This window comes from Oceanobacillus arenosus (assembly GCF_003369575.1).
In the GTDB taxonomy this organism is placed as follows: Bacteria; Bacillota; Bacilli; order Bacillales; family Amphibacillaceae; genus Oceanobacillus; species Oceanobacillus arenosus.
The window spans coordinates 16,805-35,609 of record NZ_PIOC01000014.1 but is presented as its reverse complement, the minus strand read 5'-3'; the positions used below and the strand labels follow the sequence as shown (position 1 = coordinate 35,609).

Here is an 18,805-nt window from a genome sequence, read left to right as displayed (position 1 = left end):
ATTTAGAAATGAAAGTAAAAACATTAGTAGTAAACGGTTTGTTAGCAGCGCTCTATGTTGCGGTATCGTTGCTTATCCAACCATTTGGATTTACGAATGTCCAATTTCGTATTTCCGAGATGTTTAACCATCTCGTTATATTTAACAAGAAGTTCTTCTTCGGAATTGTCTTAGGTGTATTTATTACCAACTTATTCTCACCATTAGGCTGGTTTGATCTTGTATTTGGGGTAGCACATTCTGCCATCTCATTAGGAATTATTATCCTACTAGCAAACTATATTAAAAATAAGTTAGTATTACTCGTTATAAACGCACTTATTTTCTCATTTAATATGTTCATCATTGCATTTGAATTGAAATTGGCATTGGGTCTGCCATTCCTATTCTCATGGTTAACGACCGCTGCGGGAGAACTCGTAGTATTAGCGGTAGGCGTTCCACTAATTTATTTATTAAATAAACGTGTTCATTTTGACAATGTGTTATAAACTACTTGTTGTTAGAAAACTAAGGTAAAACCCAAGTTTTCAGGTAACTGCCTTGGTTGCACATATTCGTCAAGAACGTTTTTATGCTTTTTTAACTACCAATGAAGAAACTCCCCTGACAAATGTCACGGGGAGTTTCTTCAATCAATAGAATGATTAATTACTCTTTAACTGCTTTTGTAAATGATGAAATGCATCATTAAGTTCAACCATCATTGTTTCAATTGCTTCTTTCATCGGTTGGTCTTTAGATAAATAGATCGGCTCCCCGAAAATAATTCTCGGCTTTTGTCGTTTTAATAAATCACTAAAATTATTGGGACCGACATATGCTGCAGGAACAATCGGCACCTTGCCGTAAGCTGCAATCGTCACAGCTCCTCTTTTTAACGGAACCTCTTCACTCGTTCTCGTTCCACTTGGAAAAATCCCAACTACTTTACCTTCCTTCAGTAGTTTTCTCGGCGTTTTTATCGAGCTTGGACCAGGATTTTCCCGATCAACTGGAAAAGCATTCAAGGCATTCATTAACCATTTAGTGAAACCCGATTGAAATAATTCCTTTTTCGCCATATAATGTATTTTGACTGGAAGTAAGGAAACACCTAACCACAATATATCTACCCAACCAGTATGTGTACATGCGATAACATAGCCACCTGATGCTGGTATCTTCTCTTTTTGAAAAACCTTGATCCTTCCAAATAAGTTCAAGATTATTTTAACTACATACGCTGCGAAATGATACATTTTGTTCTCCTCCACTAGTGTACTTTTTCTTTCAAAGGCCATTTAACTTTATTTTATCACAAAGTTTTATTACCTAGTACTAATTTTTTTTGAAAAGGGAAGGCTTATTATTTATTACTTTTATCATATAGCCAAAAAGAAAAGAAAGGCTAGTATCTCCTCTCTTTCTACTGATCTGATCCTCTTTTCATAGATTCCTGCATCATTTCCTGAATATCCTTTGGAGCTTGTACGTGTAATGCCCTAGTAGGCACTGCTAATTCAATACTCTCATCTCTGAGAAGTTTCATAATTTTAAAATTTACTTTCTCATTTATACTTAAATTTTCTCCCCATGCAGTGGTTTTCGTGAAGTAATAAACCATAATGTTATAGCCATTTTCATTATACTTATTAAATTTGACCATAATTGATTCTTGATCAATTTTCGGATCATTTTTCAACAAATAATCAATTTGACTTACTGCCGTTTCTACTTTTTCTTGTGGCGTTTCAAACGTTAAAGTTAAATCGAATGAATTTTGACGTTTTTCCATTCTACTCCAGTTCGTAATAGGCTCCTTAACTAATGTTGCATTTGGTACAACGACAAGTGCATCTGCTGATGTTCTTACCTTCGTACTTCGGAAGGCAATCTCCTCTACCGTGCCATCAATACTTGGAGTGACAATCCAATCACCAATGGTAAATGGTTTTTCCGTGATAATTACAAATCCACCAATCATATTGGCAAGTATATCTTGAGCAGCTAAAGAAATTGCTAAACCACCTAAACCTAGACCTGCAACAAATCCAGTTACATCATAATCGAATGCCTGCAAAATAACGGTAAGTGCAATCGCGATAATAATAAATCTCAGTGCTTTTGAAAGTAAAGGGATAATGATGTTATCCTTATCAAATTCCAGCTTTTTATTGATTCCTGTGAAAAGTATCGAGTTTGATGCTACAAAATTATAGAAACCCCATGTAATAAGAAAAATATACACCGATTTTAGTACTTGTAAAAAGAATGCATTTCCTTGATTAAGATGTGGAAAATAGGAGATTGCCACATAAAGACCAAAAACAACAAATAACCATTCTACTGGTTTCTTAAATGCCATAAAGATTTCAGTAAAGAAATGCGTTGGTGATTTATTACCCAATTTAAGTAATAAGGAAAAGATATATTTTGTAAATATCTTCCTAAATAATAAGAATAATAAAAAGATCCCAATTGCAATTCCGAGATCAATTAAATTTTCAGATGTAAAAAATTCCAGCCACTTCATAAATAATCATACCTCCGCTGTATTCTAGCTGATTGTACGTTCTTATTTTAACGTAACTTGGGGTAGTTTAGCAAAAGGTATGCTGATACCTGCAATTTACAAATCTTGAATGAATGCTATCAATCGGTTGACTTCTTTAAAACCGATGTTCTTATGAAATTGATAGCTTACCTCATTATTTAGTTCAATATCAGATCCAACTTGCTGACATCCTTTATTTATCAGCCACTCCCTACCTTGTGAAAATAGCTTTTTAGATATTCCCTTTTGTCTAAATTCAGGTAGTACATAGGCCCCCTCAATGTATCCTGTAGGGCTAGAATTGGATCCTTCCACATAATCTGTTCGAATTGAAAGATGGATAAAGGCAACTGCTCGCTTTTCTATACAATAAAGAAAGACTTTATTTTGATCCGATTCGATAATTTCAGCGAACTCCTCCTTTAGTTTTTCAACGTCATTGTCAGTCCAGAGATCAATTGCAAGCTTCGTTAATTCATGAAGCTGATCTGTATTAGCTTGAATTATTTCCCCCATATTTTCGTCACCTTTCTTATTTGCAATTTATTTTCATTTGTAATTTGCGTCAATTAAAAAAGACCTTCAAATTAATATTACTTGGAGGCCATTACATTTGCAGATGCAACGTTATTAGTTCTTTTCACTTTTGGCTGCTTAGAACTTATACGCTTTGGATTATCAAAAGTTTCATTTCCATATGTTAGCCATTTTAATCGTTCGATACGCTCATCCGTTATGCTTTTAAAGAGTGCTATGTCAATATTCATCAATAGACCTCCCCTGACATTTTCGTTTATATGTTCATCATACAAGCAGATCAACTTCTCGTCGTCGGCTTAACGACTGAAATAAAGGCATGAAAAAACCCTACTTTATAAGGAATACGAATACATCTTCAGACTGAGAAGAAAAGTGTCTTATCCAAGCAAAAGGAGGATAATACAAATCTCTTCCTAAAATTTGTCAAATAATCTATGATGAAAGAAATACCCAATTGATATTCACTATACAAATAAATATCCTAATAAAGGAGGCAATAACATGGAAATTGGTATCACTACCTTTGTCGAAACCACTCCAGATGTACATACAGGTAAAGTAATCAGTCATGCAAAGCGAATTCGAGAGGTTGTTGAAGAAATTGTATTGGCGGATCAAGTTGGGTTAGATGTCTTTGGTGTTGGCGAACATCATCGGCAAGATTATGCTGCTTCTGCGCCAGCAGTGCTGCTTGCCGCAGCGGCTTCACAAACAAAACGAATAAGACTGACGAGTGCGGTATCAGTATTGTCCTCAGATGATCCGGTTCGCGTGTTCCAGGATTTTGCCACAGTAGATGCTATTTCCAATGGACGTGCAGAAATTATGGCCGGCCGGGGTTCTTTTATCGAGTCATTCCCATTATTTGGTTACGATCTAAATGATTATAATGAGTTATTTGATGAGAAGCTGGATTTATTGCTAAAAATACGAGAATCCGAAAAGGTAACGTGGAGTGGAAAGCATCGACCTGCCATCCAAAATCGAGGGGTCTATCCACGACCAGTCCAAGACCCAATACCTGTGTGGATTGCTAGTGGCGGGACTCCAGAATCGGTTGCACGTGCTGGTGTACTTGGACTACCACTTGTTCTTGCCATTATTGGTGGTAGCCCGATCCAGTTTGCACCGCTTGTAAAACTATATAAGCGAGCTGCCGAAAGAAATGGTCATGATCCATCTAAATTAACGGTTGCCTCGCATTCACATGGATTTGTTGCCGAAAGCATCGAAATCGCAGTGGAAAAGTTCTTCCCACCTACACAACAAGCAATGAATGTTTTAGGTAGAGAGCGTGGTTGGGGAGCATATACAAGAGCAAGCTTTGACCAAGCACGAAGTTTAGAAGGGGCCTTATACGTAGGCGATGTAGATACGGTTGCTGAAAAAATTATTTTTCTACGTAAAAACGTTGGAATTACACGGTTTATGCTTCATGTTCCAGTTGGCTCAATGCCCCATGCGGATGTTATGAAGGCCATTGAATTATTAGGTAAAGAAGTTGCGCCTATCGTTCGGACGGAGGTTGCAAAATGGGAAGCAGAGGAACAAACGGATTTGTAAGTGGATTTTAGTTAACATAGTGTTGTCTATCGAATTACTTTTCTGAACAAAAGCGCAAGCGCCCGTTTAACAACGTACAAACTGCGCCCCACAGGACGTGGGGTGGTTCGACGATGCCACAGGAAGTGGCGACCTTAGTCGAACTTCTCCTTGCCTTTTGAGATAAAGGTGACACGGTGAGGTACGAGCCAATGTTGACTTATCGTAGTGGAGGAGTGTGAAGTTTGCTAGTTGTTGGGCGCTGAAGCTGGACGTGGCTGTTCCAGCATAAGAAATATTTTAGTCAAATTTTATACTTTCTTACCTACCAAAGAACCGACGCTATCGAGCAGTTACTCCTCATAGACTTCATTATGTCTCTAATTTTTTGTGGAAAAGAACTTACTGCCTTTTACATGCGGAATACATCTACTTTAATGTCCCAATACTTTGCGACTTGACTTATGGGCCGAATTATATTGGAGCGGGGGGTAACTGATGAAAATATATGGACATACTATCGATGATCAGACTCGATGTAAGCATTATGCGACTGAAGAGGACATTATCGCGATTAAGTTTAACTGCTGTAACAAATATTACCCATGCTATAAATGTCATAGCGAATGCGAAAGTCATACTATTACTGTATGGAAAAAGGGCGAATTCAATGAATTAGCGATATTATGTGGCGTTTGTAAAACTGAGCACCCTATTCGTTTATACTTAGATACTGGTAAATGTATGAACTGCAATTCTAAATTTAATGATGGGTGTAAAAGACATTACCATCTCTACTTTGAATCTTGAGGGAATTTATTAATTAAAAACAGAAAGCATATTTTCAATTTATTAAAAATTAAGATATAATCTAGGGTAACTAGCGATAATTCGAGGTAAAGTGGATTGGCAACACCACCCATTCTTTTTTTGGAAAGGGGGTGTGTTGCTATGTCAGTGTACGAGGCTCTAATGTTTGCAATTGCTTTTGCAGCATTAATTGTGAGTATCTTGGCTGATAATGACAGAAAAAAATAATCCACTTGCCTTGACCAGGTAAACGAATGGATTATTTTTCTTTGAATTCAATTGTTGCCGATCCCTTTATTTTGGGTATCGCAAGTTACATTTCACTTGTCGTCAGGGTGTTAGCGCACCTTGGCGACTTATTTAGTAGTTAAGAAAGTATAAAATATTTCTTACTACATAAGTGCAACTAGGTCAGTCACCGAAGAGCTTGGTGACTATCCAGTTTTCTAATATTCTATGTTAATTATATTGAAATATTCTGGCTTTGTCTAGTTGGCAAGAAACTATGATAAGTGAAACTTCATTTGGTGGGGGTCTTACACCCCGTTACATGCGGGATAATTAATTTACATACTAATATTTGCTTTCCGCTTGCTAAAATCAATGTCCCGATAATATGCATTTCTTACTAATATGTTTGGTCCAAGACATTTAACAGCTGGGCAATGACAGTTCAGACTTTGCGCTGTATTCGTCCCCATCCATTGAGAATATGCTTCTGGCAGTGATGTCGTCTCGATATTCCCTAATGATGGCTCATCGCCAAAATCGGTAACAATAATTTCCCCATTGAAAATATTTACATTCAAACGCGAACGGCCATCCGGATCATTTCTTACAGTCACATTTTTTTCCTTATATACCCGCCCTAGAAGCTCCAAATCCTCATTATTTCCGCTGCAAGCATAAAATGGCAGTGTACCAAATAGCATCCACATGTCTTGATTGCGGTGATCTAATAATCTATTAACCGCAGTTCGCATTTCATCAAGACTAAGAATCTCTAGATTACTCGCAAAGTCTACTGGATACATTGGATGCACCTCGTGCCTTGCACATCCCATTTCATTGATATGGTCATGTATTTGCTCTAAATAAGGAAATGTTCGCTTATTCAGCATCGTCTCTGCTGACACCATAACACCATCCTTAGAAAGGCGCTGAGAATTCTCTACTAATCGCTCGAAATACTTTTTGCGATTTTCAACTGTTGGCTTTCGTTCCATCATGGCAAATCCTGTTTCAGCAAATTCCTCGGCAGTTCCCCAGTTATGGGAAATATGCAGGACATCCAGATAAGGGATAATCTGCTCATATCGATCATATGGCAATGTTAAATTGGAGTTCATCTGTGTTCTTACTCCACGGTTATGCGCATATTTCAATAGTGGTACAACATAATTACGTACCATTTTCTTATTCATCATCGGTTCACCGCCGGTAATGCTTAATGTCCGTAGCTTTGGTATCTCATCCAATCGCTTGATTAATAAATCGATTGGCAGTGCATCTGGATCACTATTTTGCAGCATGTAACCAACCGCACAATGGGCACAGCGCATATTGCACATATATGTTGTTGTAAATTCAATATTTGTTAAGTTCATTTCCCCGTATTCTTCAACGTCCATATATGTTTCCCATGGATCATATGTTGGTGTTATTGTTTTAAATTTCGATGTAGCTATTTCCATATACAAATCTCCCTTTCTTTGCTAACGCTTACTTATTTCGCCACTTCTATTGACATATGCACGTCAACTATTTTCTATGTCTATTCCGATTATTTTTTCTCTTTTGGGACAGGCTATGGATGAACTGTTTTTAACAAAGTTTATTACATATTGCTAGAAAGAGGAGATAATAAAAATGGCAAAGGAAACAAACGAGACACATATCGAAAACGAAGACACACTAACAACGAGGCAAGGACATCCTGTTACGAACAATCAAAACATCCGTACTGTTGGCAATCGCGGTCCTGCTACGCTCGAGAACTATGATTTTATTGAAAAGATTAGTCATTTTGACAGGGAAAAGGTGCCCGAACGGATTGTTCATGCGCGCGGTGCTGGTGCACATGGTTATTTTGAGACATATGGAAAAGCTGGGGATGAACCGGTTTCCAAATTTACACGTGCAAAGGTTTTTCAAGAAGAAGGAAAGCAAACTCCTGTTTTCGTGCGATTTTCCACTGTTGTTCATGGCTTGCACTCGCCTGAAACGGTACGTGACCCTCGAGGATTTGCGGTGAAATTTTACACAGAAGATGGAAACTGGGATTTAGTTGGGAATAACTTAAAGATATTCTTCATTCGTGATGCAATGAAATTCCCCGACATGATCCATGCATTCAGACCAGATCCAGTAACAAATATCCAAGATAGTGAACGTTTCTTTGACTTTTGTGCAAATTCACCGGAATCTTTCCATATGGTGACATTTGTCTATTCACCTTGGGGCATTCCTGCAAACTATCGAATGATGCAGGGATCTGGTGTTAACACGTATAAGTGGGTGAACGAAGAAGGAAAAGCTGTACTTGTTAAATACCACTGGGAGCCGAAGCAAGGAATTAAAAACCTAACAATAAAAGAAGCAACAGAAATCCAAGGGAAAAACTTTAACCATGCAACACAGGATTTATATGAAGCAATTGAAAAGGGCAATTATCCCGAATGGGAATTGTTAGTACAAATTATGGAAGACGGTCCACATCCAGAGCTTGATTTTGACCCGCTTGATGATACGAAACTCTGGCCAGAGGATCAATTCCCTTGGCGAGCAGTTGGCAAAATGGTATTAAATAAAAATCCTGAGAATTATTTTAATGAAGTCGAGCAGGCTTCATTTGGGACAGGCGTCCTTGTAGATGGACTTGATTTCTCCGATGATAAAATGCTGCAAGGGAGAACATTCTCCTACTCCGATACCCAACGTTATCGTGTTGGTGCCAACTATTTGCAACTGCCAATCAATGCTGCGAAAAAACGAGTAGCAACCAATCAGGAGGGCGGAACACTACGTTATTATAATGATAAAGCACCAGGGCAGAACCCTCACGTAAACTATGAACCATCTAGCTTGGGCGGGTTAAAGGAAGCGGAACAGATTGGCAAAGAATATACGCCGATGGTTGAAGGCAATTTAGTTCGTGAATCGATTGATCGAAATGACAATACGAAGCAAGCTGGTGAAACGTACCGAAGTTTTGAGCAATGGGAAAAGGATGAATTAATCTCCAATCTCGTTGGTGATCTATCCTCTTGTGCGAAAGTGATTCAAGATAAGATGATTGCTTTAGCGGATGAAGCGGATGAAGAATATGGTCGTCGCTTGCGAGAAGGCTTAGCTGAAAAAGGAAATATGAAGATGGAAATGGCAGAAGAAATGCATCCACTTGGCGCAACGGAAGCTGAAGAAGCGGTACAAGATGCGATTGAAAAAGGGCATGACGCGGAGCCTTATTAATATTTTTGTTTTCCTGTCTGTTGCTCGGATTTGGGGTGTGTACGCTCGATTTGGCGGTGCGGTCGCTCGATTTGATGATTTGTCGCTCGATTCGACGGTGCGGTCGCTCGACCCAGCAGGCGTTGCCACTCTTTTCAGCGGTGCGGATGTTCGTCATCATTAATAAATAGGCTCTCCCATTTTTAGAGGGAGAGCCTATTTTTATCTTTATTAAACGTACTTCACAATCAATCCATGTTTTGGAGAAAAGATAAAACTAATGAAGAAGACAATTCCTGTCATAAAAGCCATGCTGCCTGAAATGGACGTATCGATCCAAGCTGCAACATAATATCCTGTAATAGCTGAAATGACTCCGAATGCCCCGCTCAATAGTAGCATATTATGCAGTTTATCTGTCCAAAGATAAGCGGAGGCGGCTGGGGTGATTAACATAGCGACAACCATAATTGCACCAACGGCATCAAAAGACGCAACAGTTGTAATCGACACTAAACTCATAAACACATAATGCATCAATAATACTGGAATGCCTATGCTTGCTGCTAGCGCCGGATCGAAGGAAGTAATCTTCCATTCTTTATAAAATAACGTAATCGTAATGACCACGATAATTAGCACTGCTGCGAGTAATACAGTTGCTTGCGGGACATCACCAATAATTGGCAGTGTTACAGTATTAAACGGGATAAAGGTTATCTCCCCCATTAATGCATGTTGAATATCTAAGTGTGCATTCCCAGCTGAAGTAGCGATTAAGATTACCCCGATAGCAAATAATGTCGTAAACACGATTCCTAAACCTGCGTCTTGCTGTACCTTTAATGAATTTAGCCATTGCACTAAAAAGGCTGTTAAGAGACCAGCAAATATACCTCCAATCAGCATATATGGTCCACTTACTTCACTTGTTATTAAAAATGCAATAACAATTCCGAGGAGGACTGTATGACTGATTGCATCTGCCATCATTGCTTGTTTTCTCAGGATCAAGAAGACACCTGTTATTCCACAGGAGAGCCCTACTAACGCAGCAGTTAAAATAATCCATCCTGTATAGGTCATTTATTCTCCAACCCTTCTGTCAATGTTTGCAGGTTTAGCTTTGCAGTCTTTTGATGCATTTTAAATTGCAAATGCTTGATTAATATTCCATTTTCCTTACCAAAAAGCAGTGAGACCACGAATACAACTGAAGCAACAACAACAATAAAAGGTCCCGTTGGCCAGCCATTGCCTAGTGCGCTAATAAAAGTACCAACCGCCCCAGCAATTCCACCAAATGTTGCTGATAAGAGAATCATTATCTTAAAGGAACGGGTCCAATACCGTGCACTTACCGCTGGAGTAACAAGCATCGCAGCCATCAAAATAACACCAACTGCCTGAATCCCAATCACAATGGTTGTGACGAGAATGGATGTATACAGTATATTCATTCCTTTTATCGATAAACCAATCCCTTTTGCAAACTGTGGATCAAAGAGATTTATTTTCCATTCTTTAAACGCAATAAATACGATAAAGATAACAAGAAGAGCAAGGATCAACATGGTGATTACATCTGATTTAACCATTGCAGCTGCCTGACCATAAATAAACTTATCCAGCCCACTTTGGTTGCCACCTGCTGAACGGTTTGCAATTGACAGCAACATAATACCCATACCGTAGAATATCGATAAAATCATCCCCATTGCAGAGTCTTCTGAGATTCTGCTTGATGTAGTTATCCATTGAATCAGAAATGCGCCGATTAATGCACTGATTGCAGCACCTATAATTAAGATAAAAAGGTTTTTCTCCTGTATTAGAAGGAAAGCAATCACCACACCAGGCAGTGCAGAATGAGAAAGCGCATCACTCATGAGATTTTGCCGCTTCCAATATGCCATACATCCAATTGTTCCAGCAGCAACACCAAGAATCATGGTACTTAATAATACCCACTGTGTATTACTATTCAAAAGAATGGACAACACCTTGATTCACCTCACCCTTCCAGTGCATATTCCCCCCATAAGTCTTGGCAATATTTTCCTTTGTAAAAATATGCCCTGTCTTCCCATGCTTTATTACTGTCTGATTTAAGAATAGAACATGGTCGAAATAATCTTCTACTGTTTGCAAATCATGATGAACAACCATTACCGTTTTGCCTATGGATTTTAACTCTTTTAAAATGGTCATAATCGCCCGCTCTGTTGTAGCATCAACACCAGCAAGCGGTTCATCCATGAAATAAATATCCGCATGCTGTACTAATGCACGCGCAAGAAACACACGCTGCTGTTGACCACCAGACAGTTGACTAATTTGCCGATCAGCATAATCTGCCATTCCCATTTTTTCTAATGCTTCATATGCCTTTTCTTTATGCAATCGTCCGGGTCTTCTTAGCCAGCCTATTTGTCCATATAAGCCCATTGTTACAACATCAAGTGCATCTGTTGGAAAGTCCCAATCAACGGAACCCCGTTGTGGAACATAACCAATTCTCTTTTTAGCCTTTGCAAAAGGTAATCCAAAAAAACTTACGGATCCTGCTAAAGCTGGATGGAGATTCAGCATTGTTTTTAAAAGTGTTGATTTTCCAGCCCCATTCGGCCCAACGATTCCTGTTAATGAACCCGACATAACATCAAAATTCACATCATGTAATACAGTATTCTTTCGATAGGACGCTGAAAGATTTTCTATTTTAATAATTGGCTTTGCCATTTACTCCACATCTCCAATCAGTGCATCATAGATTGTATCAATGTTATGACGATACATTCCTATATAAGTTCCTTCCTCTGTCCCAGCTTCTCCCATTGCATCTGAATAAAGTTCTCCACCTAGCGCTACCTCAACACCATCACTCACTGCCCCTTCAATTACCGCATTAATTGAAGCCTGGTTAATACTGCTTTCTACAAAAATTGCTGGCACATGATATTCTATTATCATCTCAATCGTATGATTAATATCAGAAATACCAATCTCGTCTTCCGTACTCAGTCCTTGCAGACCAATTACCTCGAGATCATTCATTCTTCCAAAATAACCGAATGCATCATGGGCTGTAACAAGGATCCGTTGATCTTCTGGAATTTGCGCTAATTTTTCAGCATCCTCTTTTAATTCATCTAACTTTGCAAAGTAATCTTGCTTATTCTTCTCGAAATAATCTGCGTGTTCAGGCAAATATTCTTTTAATTCTTCCACAGCAGCACCGAGGCCCTGTTTCCATAGGTCGATATCAAACCAGATATGGGGGTCAACTGCTCCTCCCTTATCTTTTAATAAATCATCTTCTGAAAGCGCATCGCCTAATGCAAGTACTGGCTTAGATTTACTGATTGATTCGAAAATATCAACCATGTTTGCCTCTAAATGTAATCCACTATAGAAAATAACATCCCCGCTATCAAGCTTGTTAATATCACTTTGTGTTGGATTATAGAGATGCGGGTCAATCGATGGACCCATTAAGCTTTCGACTTGCACATAATCACCACCAATAACAGACAAAGGTTCACCAATTTGCGCAATGGTTGTTACAACAGTAATCTTCTCACTTTCTGACTTTCCATCTGACTCCTCAGTTTGGCTACACGCACCGAGAACTAAAATCAAACTAAGCAACGCAATTCCCCATAACCCTTTCATCAAACCACTCATTTTGATCCCCCCCTTTAATTTTTCCCTAGGTAAACTTTATTCGTTATAACTAAATTTAATGCCTGTTGTTGCATAAGTCAAGTTAATTTTCACAAGGGATAATATTTTATATTAGGGAAACATTAGCTATAGATATTATTATGAATTGTTTTTTTAAATGCTACTGAATGTTTATTAATAATTGAACATCAATAGGTGGGCTGTATTTGTTTTCATAAAAAAAAACCTCCTCTCAATTGAATGAAAGGAGGAAAAAAATTTATTTTCTGTTTACATTTTCATGAATTACCTGCAAAACATTTCGTAATTCTGCAACACCAATTTGCCCGGGTGCAGAAGGTTTATTAGCGGCAGCAAATGTAATGCATGAACCAAAGACCTCGCCAGTCAATCTGCTTATGACACCTTGGCCGGCCATCGCCATCGTAACGATTGGGCGACTGCTAATTTCAAGTGTCGCTTCCAATAATCGTAGAACATCATGTGCATCCTTTGGCATGACGGCAATTTTAGGAATATCTCCACCAAGCTCGATTGCTTTCCTTAATCTTTTTACCAATTCCTCCTTTGGCGGAGTCTTTTCAAAATCATGATTGGATAGAATGACATATACTTGATTTCTATGTGCTAAGTCAATCAGCATTTTTACATCATTTTCATCGTTGAACAATTCTACATCGACAATATCAATATTCCCCGTTTCTATGATCGCCTTATTTAAAGCTACATAGAAATCTTGAGCAACCTTTCTTTCTCCGCCTTCCTCAGCACTACGAAAAGTAAATATAAGTGGTATACCTTTAAGTTTCTCTTTAATTTGGATTAATGCTTCTTTTACCTTTTCTATATCCTCAACCGATTCAAAAAAATCGACACGCCATTCGACAATATCCAAATCTAATGTTAGTAACTGCTCTGCTTCTTCCGTTAATTCTGTTAATGTTGTACCAACCATCGGGACGCAAATCTTCGGCATTCCTTCGCCAATTACTACATTTTTTATTTTCAAGGTATGATCCATCATATTCAGCTCCTTATACATCTAATTGTACGATAACGCATTTTGATAAACAGGACAAGCGTGGTTTTTTAATGGTCCTTTCACCATAGCAATTGAAAGCTGTAGCAGAAATAATACTACTGATAATCATACATGCAAGTAAGTACCAGAATTACGATTGAATCCTAACCAACGCTTCATTTGTTGTAAAATGAACTGATTAGCATCACTATTTTTCTTAATTGCAACCCTTGTTTGTCGACTATACTCATTCGATGGGTTTACAGGATATTCCCCGCAAATATCCATGCCGTAAATCTCCTTATTACTAATAATTCGTTTAACAATCCCCATTAGCTGGCGTAGTCTCATCCTCCCTTGATCCCATGCAGTAATGGCATCTTTCACATCTAATACATCTTTATCTATACTTATGTAAACCAATTCTGTTGGTATTTCGTTTATAAGGGAATCAATTATTTTTGGGGAATGTTGTTGTAATAAGGATGTTGTATAGATGCTTACTTTATCATCTATTGAGGAAGGGATATACCTTTTTCCACTTTCGTCTATGCCAATAAGGATTACTTTTTGCAGCATAGGAATATTTTGCAGTGATTCCAATACCCATGAACCACAGGAAATTAATTCTTGGCTTGGGCTAGGCAACGTATCTGTATGATGATCAAATAATACTAACGTAATAGGCCGTTTGATTTCAGATAACAGCAAATAGGATACATAGTGGTAATTGCCACTGCCCAGCATTGTAATATTACTTGGTTTTCGCTTCTTTAATTTATTTTCAATTTGCACCAAAGAATGCTTTTCACAAAATAAATTGGCATTCGGAATTGACTCAAGGTCCAGCCATTCATAAGTATCCTTTTGAGAAAAATCTTGTTTATAATAGGTTTGATCAAAATTTAGCACCGTAATATTGCTTTCCATTTCTTGTTCTCCTTCCTTTTGTTCAATGATTCACGTATAGTTAAAAGCTATACTTAATTATAACACCTTACCAATAATTACTACATGTTGTCGAATTCCCCTTGCAACAATAACAGCCCTATTACCAGTAATAAGTAATAGGGCCAACACTAGTTAATAGAACGTATGTTTAAAGTCAATTCATTTATATTAGGTTGACTATCTTTTAACAACGAACGGTCACTTCAACTGCTGTTCCGCAAACTTACGATACAATTCATGCGTTTCGATTAATTGCTCATGGGATCCAGAACCTGTCACTTCCCCTTTTTCAATAAAAATAATGTTGTCTGCATCAACAATGGTTGATAATCTATGAGCAATAATGAAGGTTGTTCGACCTTTCATCAGTCTTGCTAATGCTTCTTGAACGGCATGTTCTGATTGACTATCCAAGCTTGCTGTCGCTTCATCGAGCATTAATATTTTCGGATCACGCAAGAAAGCACGAGCGATATTAATCCGCTGTCGCTGACCACCAGAGAGTTTGACGCCACGTTCTCCAACTTCCGTGTCTAGTCCTTTCGAGAATGTTTTAATAAATTTATCTGCATACGCCATTTCTGCAACTTTCCATAATTCGTTATCACTTATATTCTCTGCATTTCGCAAACCATATGTTAAATTATCGCGAATCGTTCCAGCCATCATTGCACTTTCCTGAGAAACATAGCCGATTTGACTGCGCCATGATGCAAGCGATAACCTATTGATTGGCATCTTCCCGATACGTATCTCTCCATCTGTTGGTTCGTAATATCGTTCGAGCAAGCCGAATAATGTTGTTTTCCCGCCACCGCTCGGTCCAGCAAAAGCAATCATTTCCCCAGGTTCAGCAACAAACGAGACATTCTCAATGATAGATTCTTCTTCATTATAGGCAAAAGAAATGTTGTCAACATGAACCGCTTCATTTGCAATATCCTTGTCAATCCCACCCTGTCCAGGTTCTTCCTCTATTTCTAATATCTCAATAATTCGTTCTGTCGCACCTTTGGCTTTTTGCAACTCTGTAAAGAACATTGCAAAGGATGTTATCGGATAAATAATTTGAAATAGATATAATAAGAATGCAACAAGTGAACCCGTTGACATCGATCCATTAGCTACACGGATTCCTCCATAACCAATAATTGCGACAATAACTAACATCATAATCGTATAAATGGATGGACCAATAAACGCAAATATTCTCGCTTCTTTTAGCCCATAGCTGAATAAGTTATTAATTCCCTTTACACCTTTTTTCTCCTCCACTTTCTCAGCTGTTGAGGATTTCATCAAGCGAGTTTCACTTAATGTTTGTTGTATTTCTCCTGTAAATGTTGCTGTTTCATCTTGCATTCCTTTCGATACTTTTGCCATTCTGCTGCCAAGCGGCATCATAATCGCAAAAGTTACCGGCACTGCAATTAACATTAATATTGTCATTTTCCAATCCATGATAATTAGGATGACGATTGCACCAATAATCGTAATAATACCTGTAATAAATTGTGGAAAATGTTGTGAAATAAGATCTTTTACAATGCCTGTATCATTTACTACACGACTCACCGATTCACCACTAGCATGTTTATCAAAATAACTAACAGGCAAACGGATAAGTTTAAACCACATCATTTCCCGTAGTTTCGCAACAATTCTTTGTCCTACAGCAGCAAGTAAGTATGTCGATACCCCATCTACAACCGCTTGTAAAATAAAGACGGCGAAGATAACGACAATCAGCGTAACACTTAATGATTCTACCGAAAAACCATTTACTAATTCTCTCGTAAGTAATGGAATCGAGAGTCCAACAAGCATTGTAATAATACTGCCGATTAACCCAATGATTAATGGCCATTTAGGGAATTTCGTTGATAGGATTAGGGAAATAAATGGTTTTAAGCCAGATTGTTTTTCTTTCATATGATAACTCCTTGTTTTTCTTTTCTACTTGTTTATTTTACTGATTTTCTAGAAAAGCACCAGTGTGAGAGGCTTTTTCCTTTACTATTCCTTTAGGCGTCCTGCAGCAATAATTCTTCCAATCGAACTTCCGCGAATTCGAGCGGGAAAGCAGCTAAACCGAGCGGCAGTCCTCCAAAGTCGAGTGGCAGTGATAGAAAAAAGGAATTCTAAAGACGAAAATCCGCCTAATAGCTGATTTCTTATCCGTCTATAACCTTCCTTTCTAAAATTCGCATGCGATATACGTTCATAGCCGTTTCAGCTAACTGGTCCATCAAATTGTAGTTCGCATAGGCACCGACAACTGCGCCAATTCCCGGAACCAATTGCAGCATCTTCACTAAATCAATATAGTCGCGATATTCTTGTTGAAATACTTGCCAATCCATATCGAGGAGCTTTTCTTTTTGTTCCTCCCAATTTTCGAGGATAAATAATGTTTCTTTCCGTTTCGCGTCACTTGAGAACGCAAGCAGAAAAATATGCAAAAGAAATAGACGCTCTTCGTATTTCTTCGGATCGAAACCGTAAATTACTGCAGCTTCAAATAGAAACTTCATTTTAATCGATAATAGTAATGGAAAATCTGCAAGCCCAAGGAAAATTCCCCCTGCACCAGTTCCAGCACCTTCGATAACCGCTGTTTTCCGATATATCGTATGCTTTTCCTTAAAAGCCTCATCCATTTCATAAAGACTCATTCCGGATTTTGTTAGTTTCTTAGTTGTAATATTAGAGCCAACTAATGTTGCTTTGACCATGTTTTTTATTGCTTCCGTAATAACTTTATGGGCCTTTTCCGGTATCCAGCTGTTCACCTTATTCTGTGCCTTCTTTGAAAATCCTTTGATTAGACTTTGCTTCTTCATTACTTTTACACGCCAAGCCTGTACTTCATCATATGCTTTGATCTCATAGTCTCTCATAATCAATCCATCCCTTTACTCATGTCCTACCTGTAAATACGTATTATATGAGTAAAAGGTTCTCTTTATTAAAGCTAAACAAACGTTTGATTAACTTTATCAGACCATAATATAGATATAGTGCGAACTAACTTAGGGTGCAATTGCTCCCTGGCCGGTCGCTCCGAAAATACACTTCGCTGGTCTTGAGCGAAATTTCTCATATAGGAGTAGCGAATGCACTAACTATCGCTGTTAATTGTAGCGGAGGACTGGAGACTCCTGAGAGCCTGCGGAAAGCGACTGTCCGGAGCAGAAATCAACAATACGCCTAGTTCGCACTTTATATCAACTATGAATTATCATCCATCACTTGACAGGTAAGGGCAACTAATGCTGTTATTTTAAAATAAGGCGACGACTCTGTTTTCTATAATAACAACAGATTTTTTTGGTAGGACGAGTAACCGCAGCCCCAAAATTTTGGAAAATAACCTTTCAAAATTACGAATAATAAATATATCCCGTCCATGCTATAATCAGAATGAACGGGGTATATATTATTCCTTATTCTTCACCCTCCAAGGTGTACCTAAAACCGGCAGTGCCCAGCGGTCAATTCCGTACCAGCCAGCAACCTTCCATGCTAAAACCAACAGCATCGCAATGAGTAACATAACCGGGTTTGAACTAACTGTACCTGCAAGTAAAAATGACATATTCATTAGTGCACCAAAAAAAGCAGCAATACCAGTTAATAAACCAACGACAAGTCCGAGACCAATCAATAATTCTCCCCATGCAACCATATATGAAAATACAACCGCATTCGGGATGACAACATTCTCAAGGAATGAGGCATACCATCCTGCAACTCCACCTTCAGCAGCAGTTGCTAATGCACCAGACATAAATCCTTCAAGTGCAGTACCAGCATTTGCTCCAACCCATGCGTCATTTGTGACTTTTCCAAATCCAGCAGTTACCCACGTAAAGCCGATGTACAGTCGTAATAACAGCCATATCCATGCTGAATTCGTGTTGGAGAATAACCATCTTGACAATGGATTTTCTTCAACGATGATTTCTTTTCCTCTAGTTCCCCTTCTTACCTCGACCATTTCATCGCCTCTCCTAATTTTTTCCTTCATAGATATAATATCCGAAAATAGCATATATTCAAATATTCCGTTACAAAAATTACATTAGAAAGGGTTTCTCAACTACCAATGTTAATGTTACAAGGATTACCTACACTAAAACAGTAAAATCGGCATATTAATAGGTACCCGATTAATCAAAAAAAAATACAGTCTATTTTCGAGATTAATAAATTGATGAAAGGTGTATTTTTAACTATACTAATGAAAGAAATGAGAGGAGTTAATA

Annotated in this window: 19 protein-coding genes; 5 read left to right on the top strand and 14 right to left on the bottom strand. The window is 38.2% G+C overall.

The features are described from left to right. Positions 1-8 precede the first annotated feature (8 nt). The gene (locus CWR48_RS08265; RefSeq protein WP_115772763.1) at positions 9-491 is read left to right on the top strand and encodes a QueT transporter family protein; all 483 of its coding nucleotides are present in this window, start codon (positions 9-11) and stop codon (positions 489-491) included. Positions 492-647: 156 nt separating this feature from the next. Here CWR48_RS08265 and CWR48_RS08260 read toward each other — a convergent pair whose 3' ends face one another. The 4 genes from CWR48_RS08260 to CWR48_RS20400 form a co-directional block, all read right to left on the bottom strand. Beyond that, on the bottom strand, positions 648-1,241 hold the full coding sequence (locus CWR48_RS08260) for a lysophospholipid acyltransferase family protein (protein WP_115772762.1): 594 nt from the start codon (positions 1,239-1,241) through the stop codon (positions 648-650). Positions 1,242-1,408: 167 nt separating this feature from the next. Next, complete coding sequence (locus CWR48_RS08255) at positions 1,409-2,515, bottom strand: mechanosensitive ion channel family protein (RefSeq protein ID WP_115772761.1); 1,107 nt, start codon at positions 2,513-2,515, stop codon at positions 1,409-1,411. Between the two features lie 96 nt (positions 2,516-2,611). After that, positions 2,612-3,052 carry an aminoglycoside 6'-N-acetyltransferase gene (gene aac(6') / locus CWR48_RS08250; protein ID WP_115772760.1) on the bottom strand — a complete coding sequence of 147 codons (441 nt, stop codon included), beginning with the start codon at positions 3,050-3,052 and terminating at the stop codon, positions 2,612-2,614. Between the two features lie 77 nt (positions 3,053-3,129). Continuing rightward, the gene (locus tag CWR48_RS20400) at positions 3,130-3,303 is read right to left on the bottom strand and encodes a hypothetical protein (protein ID WP_170140726.1); all 174 of its coding nucleotides are present in this window, start codon (positions 3,301-3,303) and stop codon (positions 3,130-3,132) included. Positions 3,304-3,577: 274 nt separating this feature from the next. Here CWR48_RS20400 and CWR48_RS08245 point away from each other — a divergent pair, with 274 nt between their 5' ends. The 3 genes from CWR48_RS08245 to CWR48_RS21195 all read left to right on the top strand — a co-directional run bounded on the left by CWR48_RS08245 (position 3,578) and on the right by CWR48_RS21195 (position 5,656). After that, on the top strand, positions 3,578-4,639 hold the full coding sequence (locus tag CWR48_RS08245) for an LLM class flavin-dependent oxidoreductase (protein WP_115772759.1): 1,062 nt from the start codon (positions 3,578-3,580) through the stop codon (positions 4,637-4,639). 474 nt (positions 4,640-5,113) lie between these two features. Continuing rightward, a complete protein-coding gene (locus CWR48_RS08240; protein ID WP_115772758.1) occupies positions 5,114-5,428 on the top strand; it encodes a CHY zinc finger protein in 315 nt (104 codons plus the stop codon). A gap of 141 nt (positions 5,429-5,569) precedes the next feature. Then, the gene (locus CWR48_RS21195; protein ID WP_425453889.1) at positions 5,570-5,656 is read left to right on the top strand and encodes a putative holin-like toxin; all 87 of its coding nucleotides are present in this window, start codon (positions 5,570-5,572) and stop codon (positions 5,654-5,656) included. 338 nt (positions 5,657-5,994) lie between these two features. On the opposite strand, the gene yfkAB is transcribed toward CWR48_RS21195, so the two are convergent. Then, positions 5,995-7,122: a radical SAM/CxCxxxxC motif protein YfkAB gene (gene yfkAB, locus CWR48_RS08235; protein ID WP_115772757.1), complete on the bottom strand. Its 1,128-nt coding sequence runs from the start codon at positions 7,120-7,122 to the stop codon at positions 5,995-5,997. A gap of 175 nt (positions 7,123-7,297) precedes the next feature. On the opposite strand from yfkAB, the gene CWR48_RS08230 reads away from it, so the two are divergent. After that, entirely contained in the window at positions 7,298-8,899 is a 1,602-nt protein-coding gene (locus CWR48_RS08230) for a catalase (protein ID WP_115772756.1), read from the top strand. 210 nt (positions 8,900-9,109) lie between these two features. Here CWR48_RS08230 and CWR48_RS08225 read toward each other — a convergent pair whose 3' ends face one another. The 9 genes from CWR48_RS08225 to CWR48_RS08185 all read right to left on the bottom strand — a co-directional run bounded on the left by CWR48_RS08225 (position 9,110) and on the right by CWR48_RS08185 (position 18,537). Next, on the bottom strand, positions 9,110-9,964 hold the full coding sequence (locus CWR48_RS08225) for a metal ABC transporter permease (RefSeq protein WP_115772755.1): 855 nt from the start codon (positions 9,962-9,964) through the stop codon (positions 9,110-9,112). Beyond that, positions 9,961-10,881: a metal ABC transporter permease gene (locus CWR48_RS08220; protein ID WP_115772754.1), complete on the bottom strand. Its 921-nt coding sequence runs from the start codon at positions 10,879-10,881 to the stop codon at positions 9,961-9,963. Before CWR48_RS08220 ends, CWR48_RS08225 begins: the two co-directional genes overlap by 4 nt. Next, on the bottom strand, positions 10,859-11,620 hold the full coding sequence (locus tag CWR48_RS08215; RefSeq protein ID WP_115772753.1) for a metal ABC transporter ATP-binding protein: 762 nt from the start codon (positions 11,618-11,620) through the stop codon (positions 10,859-10,861). The genes CWR48_RS08220 and CWR48_RS08215 overlap by 23 nt, the downstream gene beginning before the upstream one ends. Continuing rightward, positions 11,621-12,565 (bottom strand): metal ABC transporter solute-binding protein, Zn/Mn family, encoded by a 945-nt coding sequence (locus CWR48_RS08210; protein ID WP_115772752.1) that lies wholly within the window; start codon positions 12,563-12,565, stop codon positions 11,621-11,623. It abuts the gene before it with no gap. A 259-nt stretch (positions 12,566-12,824) separates the two neighbouring features. Then, positions 12,825-13,586, bottom strand: coding sequence for a type I 3-dehydroquinate dehydratase (gene aroD / locus CWR48_RS08205; protein ID WP_115772751.1), 762 nt, complete (start codon positions 13,584-13,586; stop codon positions 12,825-12,827). 126 nt (positions 13,587-13,712) lie between these two features. Then, positions 13,713-14,516, bottom strand: coding sequence for an arginase family protein (locus CWR48_RS08200; RefSeq protein ID WP_115772750.1), 804 nt, complete (start codon positions 14,514-14,516; stop codon positions 13,713-13,715). Between the two features lie 219 nt (positions 14,517-14,735). After that, positions 14,736-16,469, bottom strand: a complete 1,734-nt coding sequence (locus CWR48_RS08195; RefSeq protein WP_115772749.1) for an ABC transporter ATP-binding protein — start codon at positions 16,467-16,469, stop codon at positions 14,736-14,738. 242 nt (positions 16,470-16,711) lie between these two features. Then, on the bottom strand, positions 16,712-17,437 hold the full coding sequence (locus CWR48_RS08190) for an EcsC family protein (protein WP_115772748.1): 726 nt from the start codon (positions 17,435-17,437) through the stop codon (positions 16,712-16,714). A gap of 539 nt (positions 17,438-17,976) precedes the next feature. Then, a complete protein-coding gene (locus CWR48_RS08185) occupies positions 17,977-18,537 on the bottom strand; it encodes a DoxX family protein (protein WP_115772747.1) in 561 nt (186 codons plus the stop codon). Between the last annotated feature and the right edge of the window lie 268 nt (positions 18,538-18,805).

Excerpts from the sequence above, each read along its gene's own strand:
- CWR48_RS08210 (WP_115772752.1), bottom strand. The coding sequence starts at position 12,565 with ATGAGTGGTTTGATGAAAGGGTTATGGGGAATTGCGTTGCTTAGTTTG.
- aroD (WP_115772751.1), bottom strand. The coding sequence starts at position 13,586 with ATGGATCATACCTTGAAAATAAAAAATGTAGTAATTGGCGAAGGAATG.
- CWR48_RS08255 (WP_115772761.1), bottom strand. The coding sequence starts at position 2,515 with ATGAAGTGGCTGGAATTTTTTACATCTGAAAATTTAATTGATCTCGGA.
- CWR48_RS08195 (WP_115772749.1), bottom strand. The coding sequence starts at position 16,469 with ATGAAAGAAAAACAATCTGGCTTAAAACCATTTATTTCCCTAATCCTA.
- CWR48_RS08245 (WP_115772759.1), top strand. The coding sequence starts at position 3,578 with ATGGAAATTGGTATCACTACCTTTGTCGAAACCACTCCAGATGTACAT.
- CWR48_RS08185 (WP_115772747.1), bottom strand. The coding sequence starts at position 18,537 with ATGGTCGAGGTAAGAAGGGGAACTAGAGGAAAAGAAATCATCGTTGAA.
- CWR48_RS08215 (WP_115772753.1), bottom strand. The coding sequence starts at position 11,620 with ATGGCAAAGCCAATTATTAAAATAGAAAATCTTTCAGCGTCCTATCGA.
- yfkAB (WP_115772757.1), bottom strand. The coding sequence starts at position 7,122 with ATGGAAATAGCTACATCGAAATTTAAAACAATAACACCAACATATGAT.
- CWR48_RS08190 (WP_115772748.1), bottom strand. The coding sequence starts at position 17,437 with ATGAGAGACTATGAGATCAAAGCATATGATGAAGTACAGGCTTGGCGT.
- CWR48_RS08230 (WP_115772756.1), top strand. The coding sequence starts at position 7,298 with ATGGCAAAGGAAACAAACGAGACACATATCGAAAACGAAGACACACTA.
- CWR48_RS08260 (WP_115772762.1), bottom strand. The coding sequence starts at position 1,241 with ATGTATCATTTCGCAGCGTATGTAGTTAAAATAATCTTGAACTTATTT.
- CWR48_RS08225 (WP_115772755.1), bottom strand. The coding sequence starts at position 9,964 with ATGACCTATACAGGATGGATTATTTTAACTGCTGCGTTAGTAGGGCTC.
- CWR48_RS21195 (WP_425453889.1), top strand. The coding sequence starts at position 5,570 with ATGTCAGTGTACGAGGCTCTAATGTTTGCAATTGCTTTTGCAGCATTA.
- CWR48_RS08265 (WP_115772763.1), top strand. The coding sequence starts at position 9 with ATGAAAGTAAAAACATTAGTAGTAAACGGTTTGTTAGCAGCGCTCTAT.
- CWR48_RS20400 (WP_170140726.1), bottom strand. The coding sequence starts at position 3,303 with ATGAATATTGACATAGCACTCTTTAAAAGCATAACGGATGAGCGTATC.
- CWR48_RS08200 (WP_115772750.1), bottom strand. The coding sequence starts at position 14,516 with ATGGAAAGCAATATTACGGTGCTAAATTTTGATCAAACCTATTATAAA.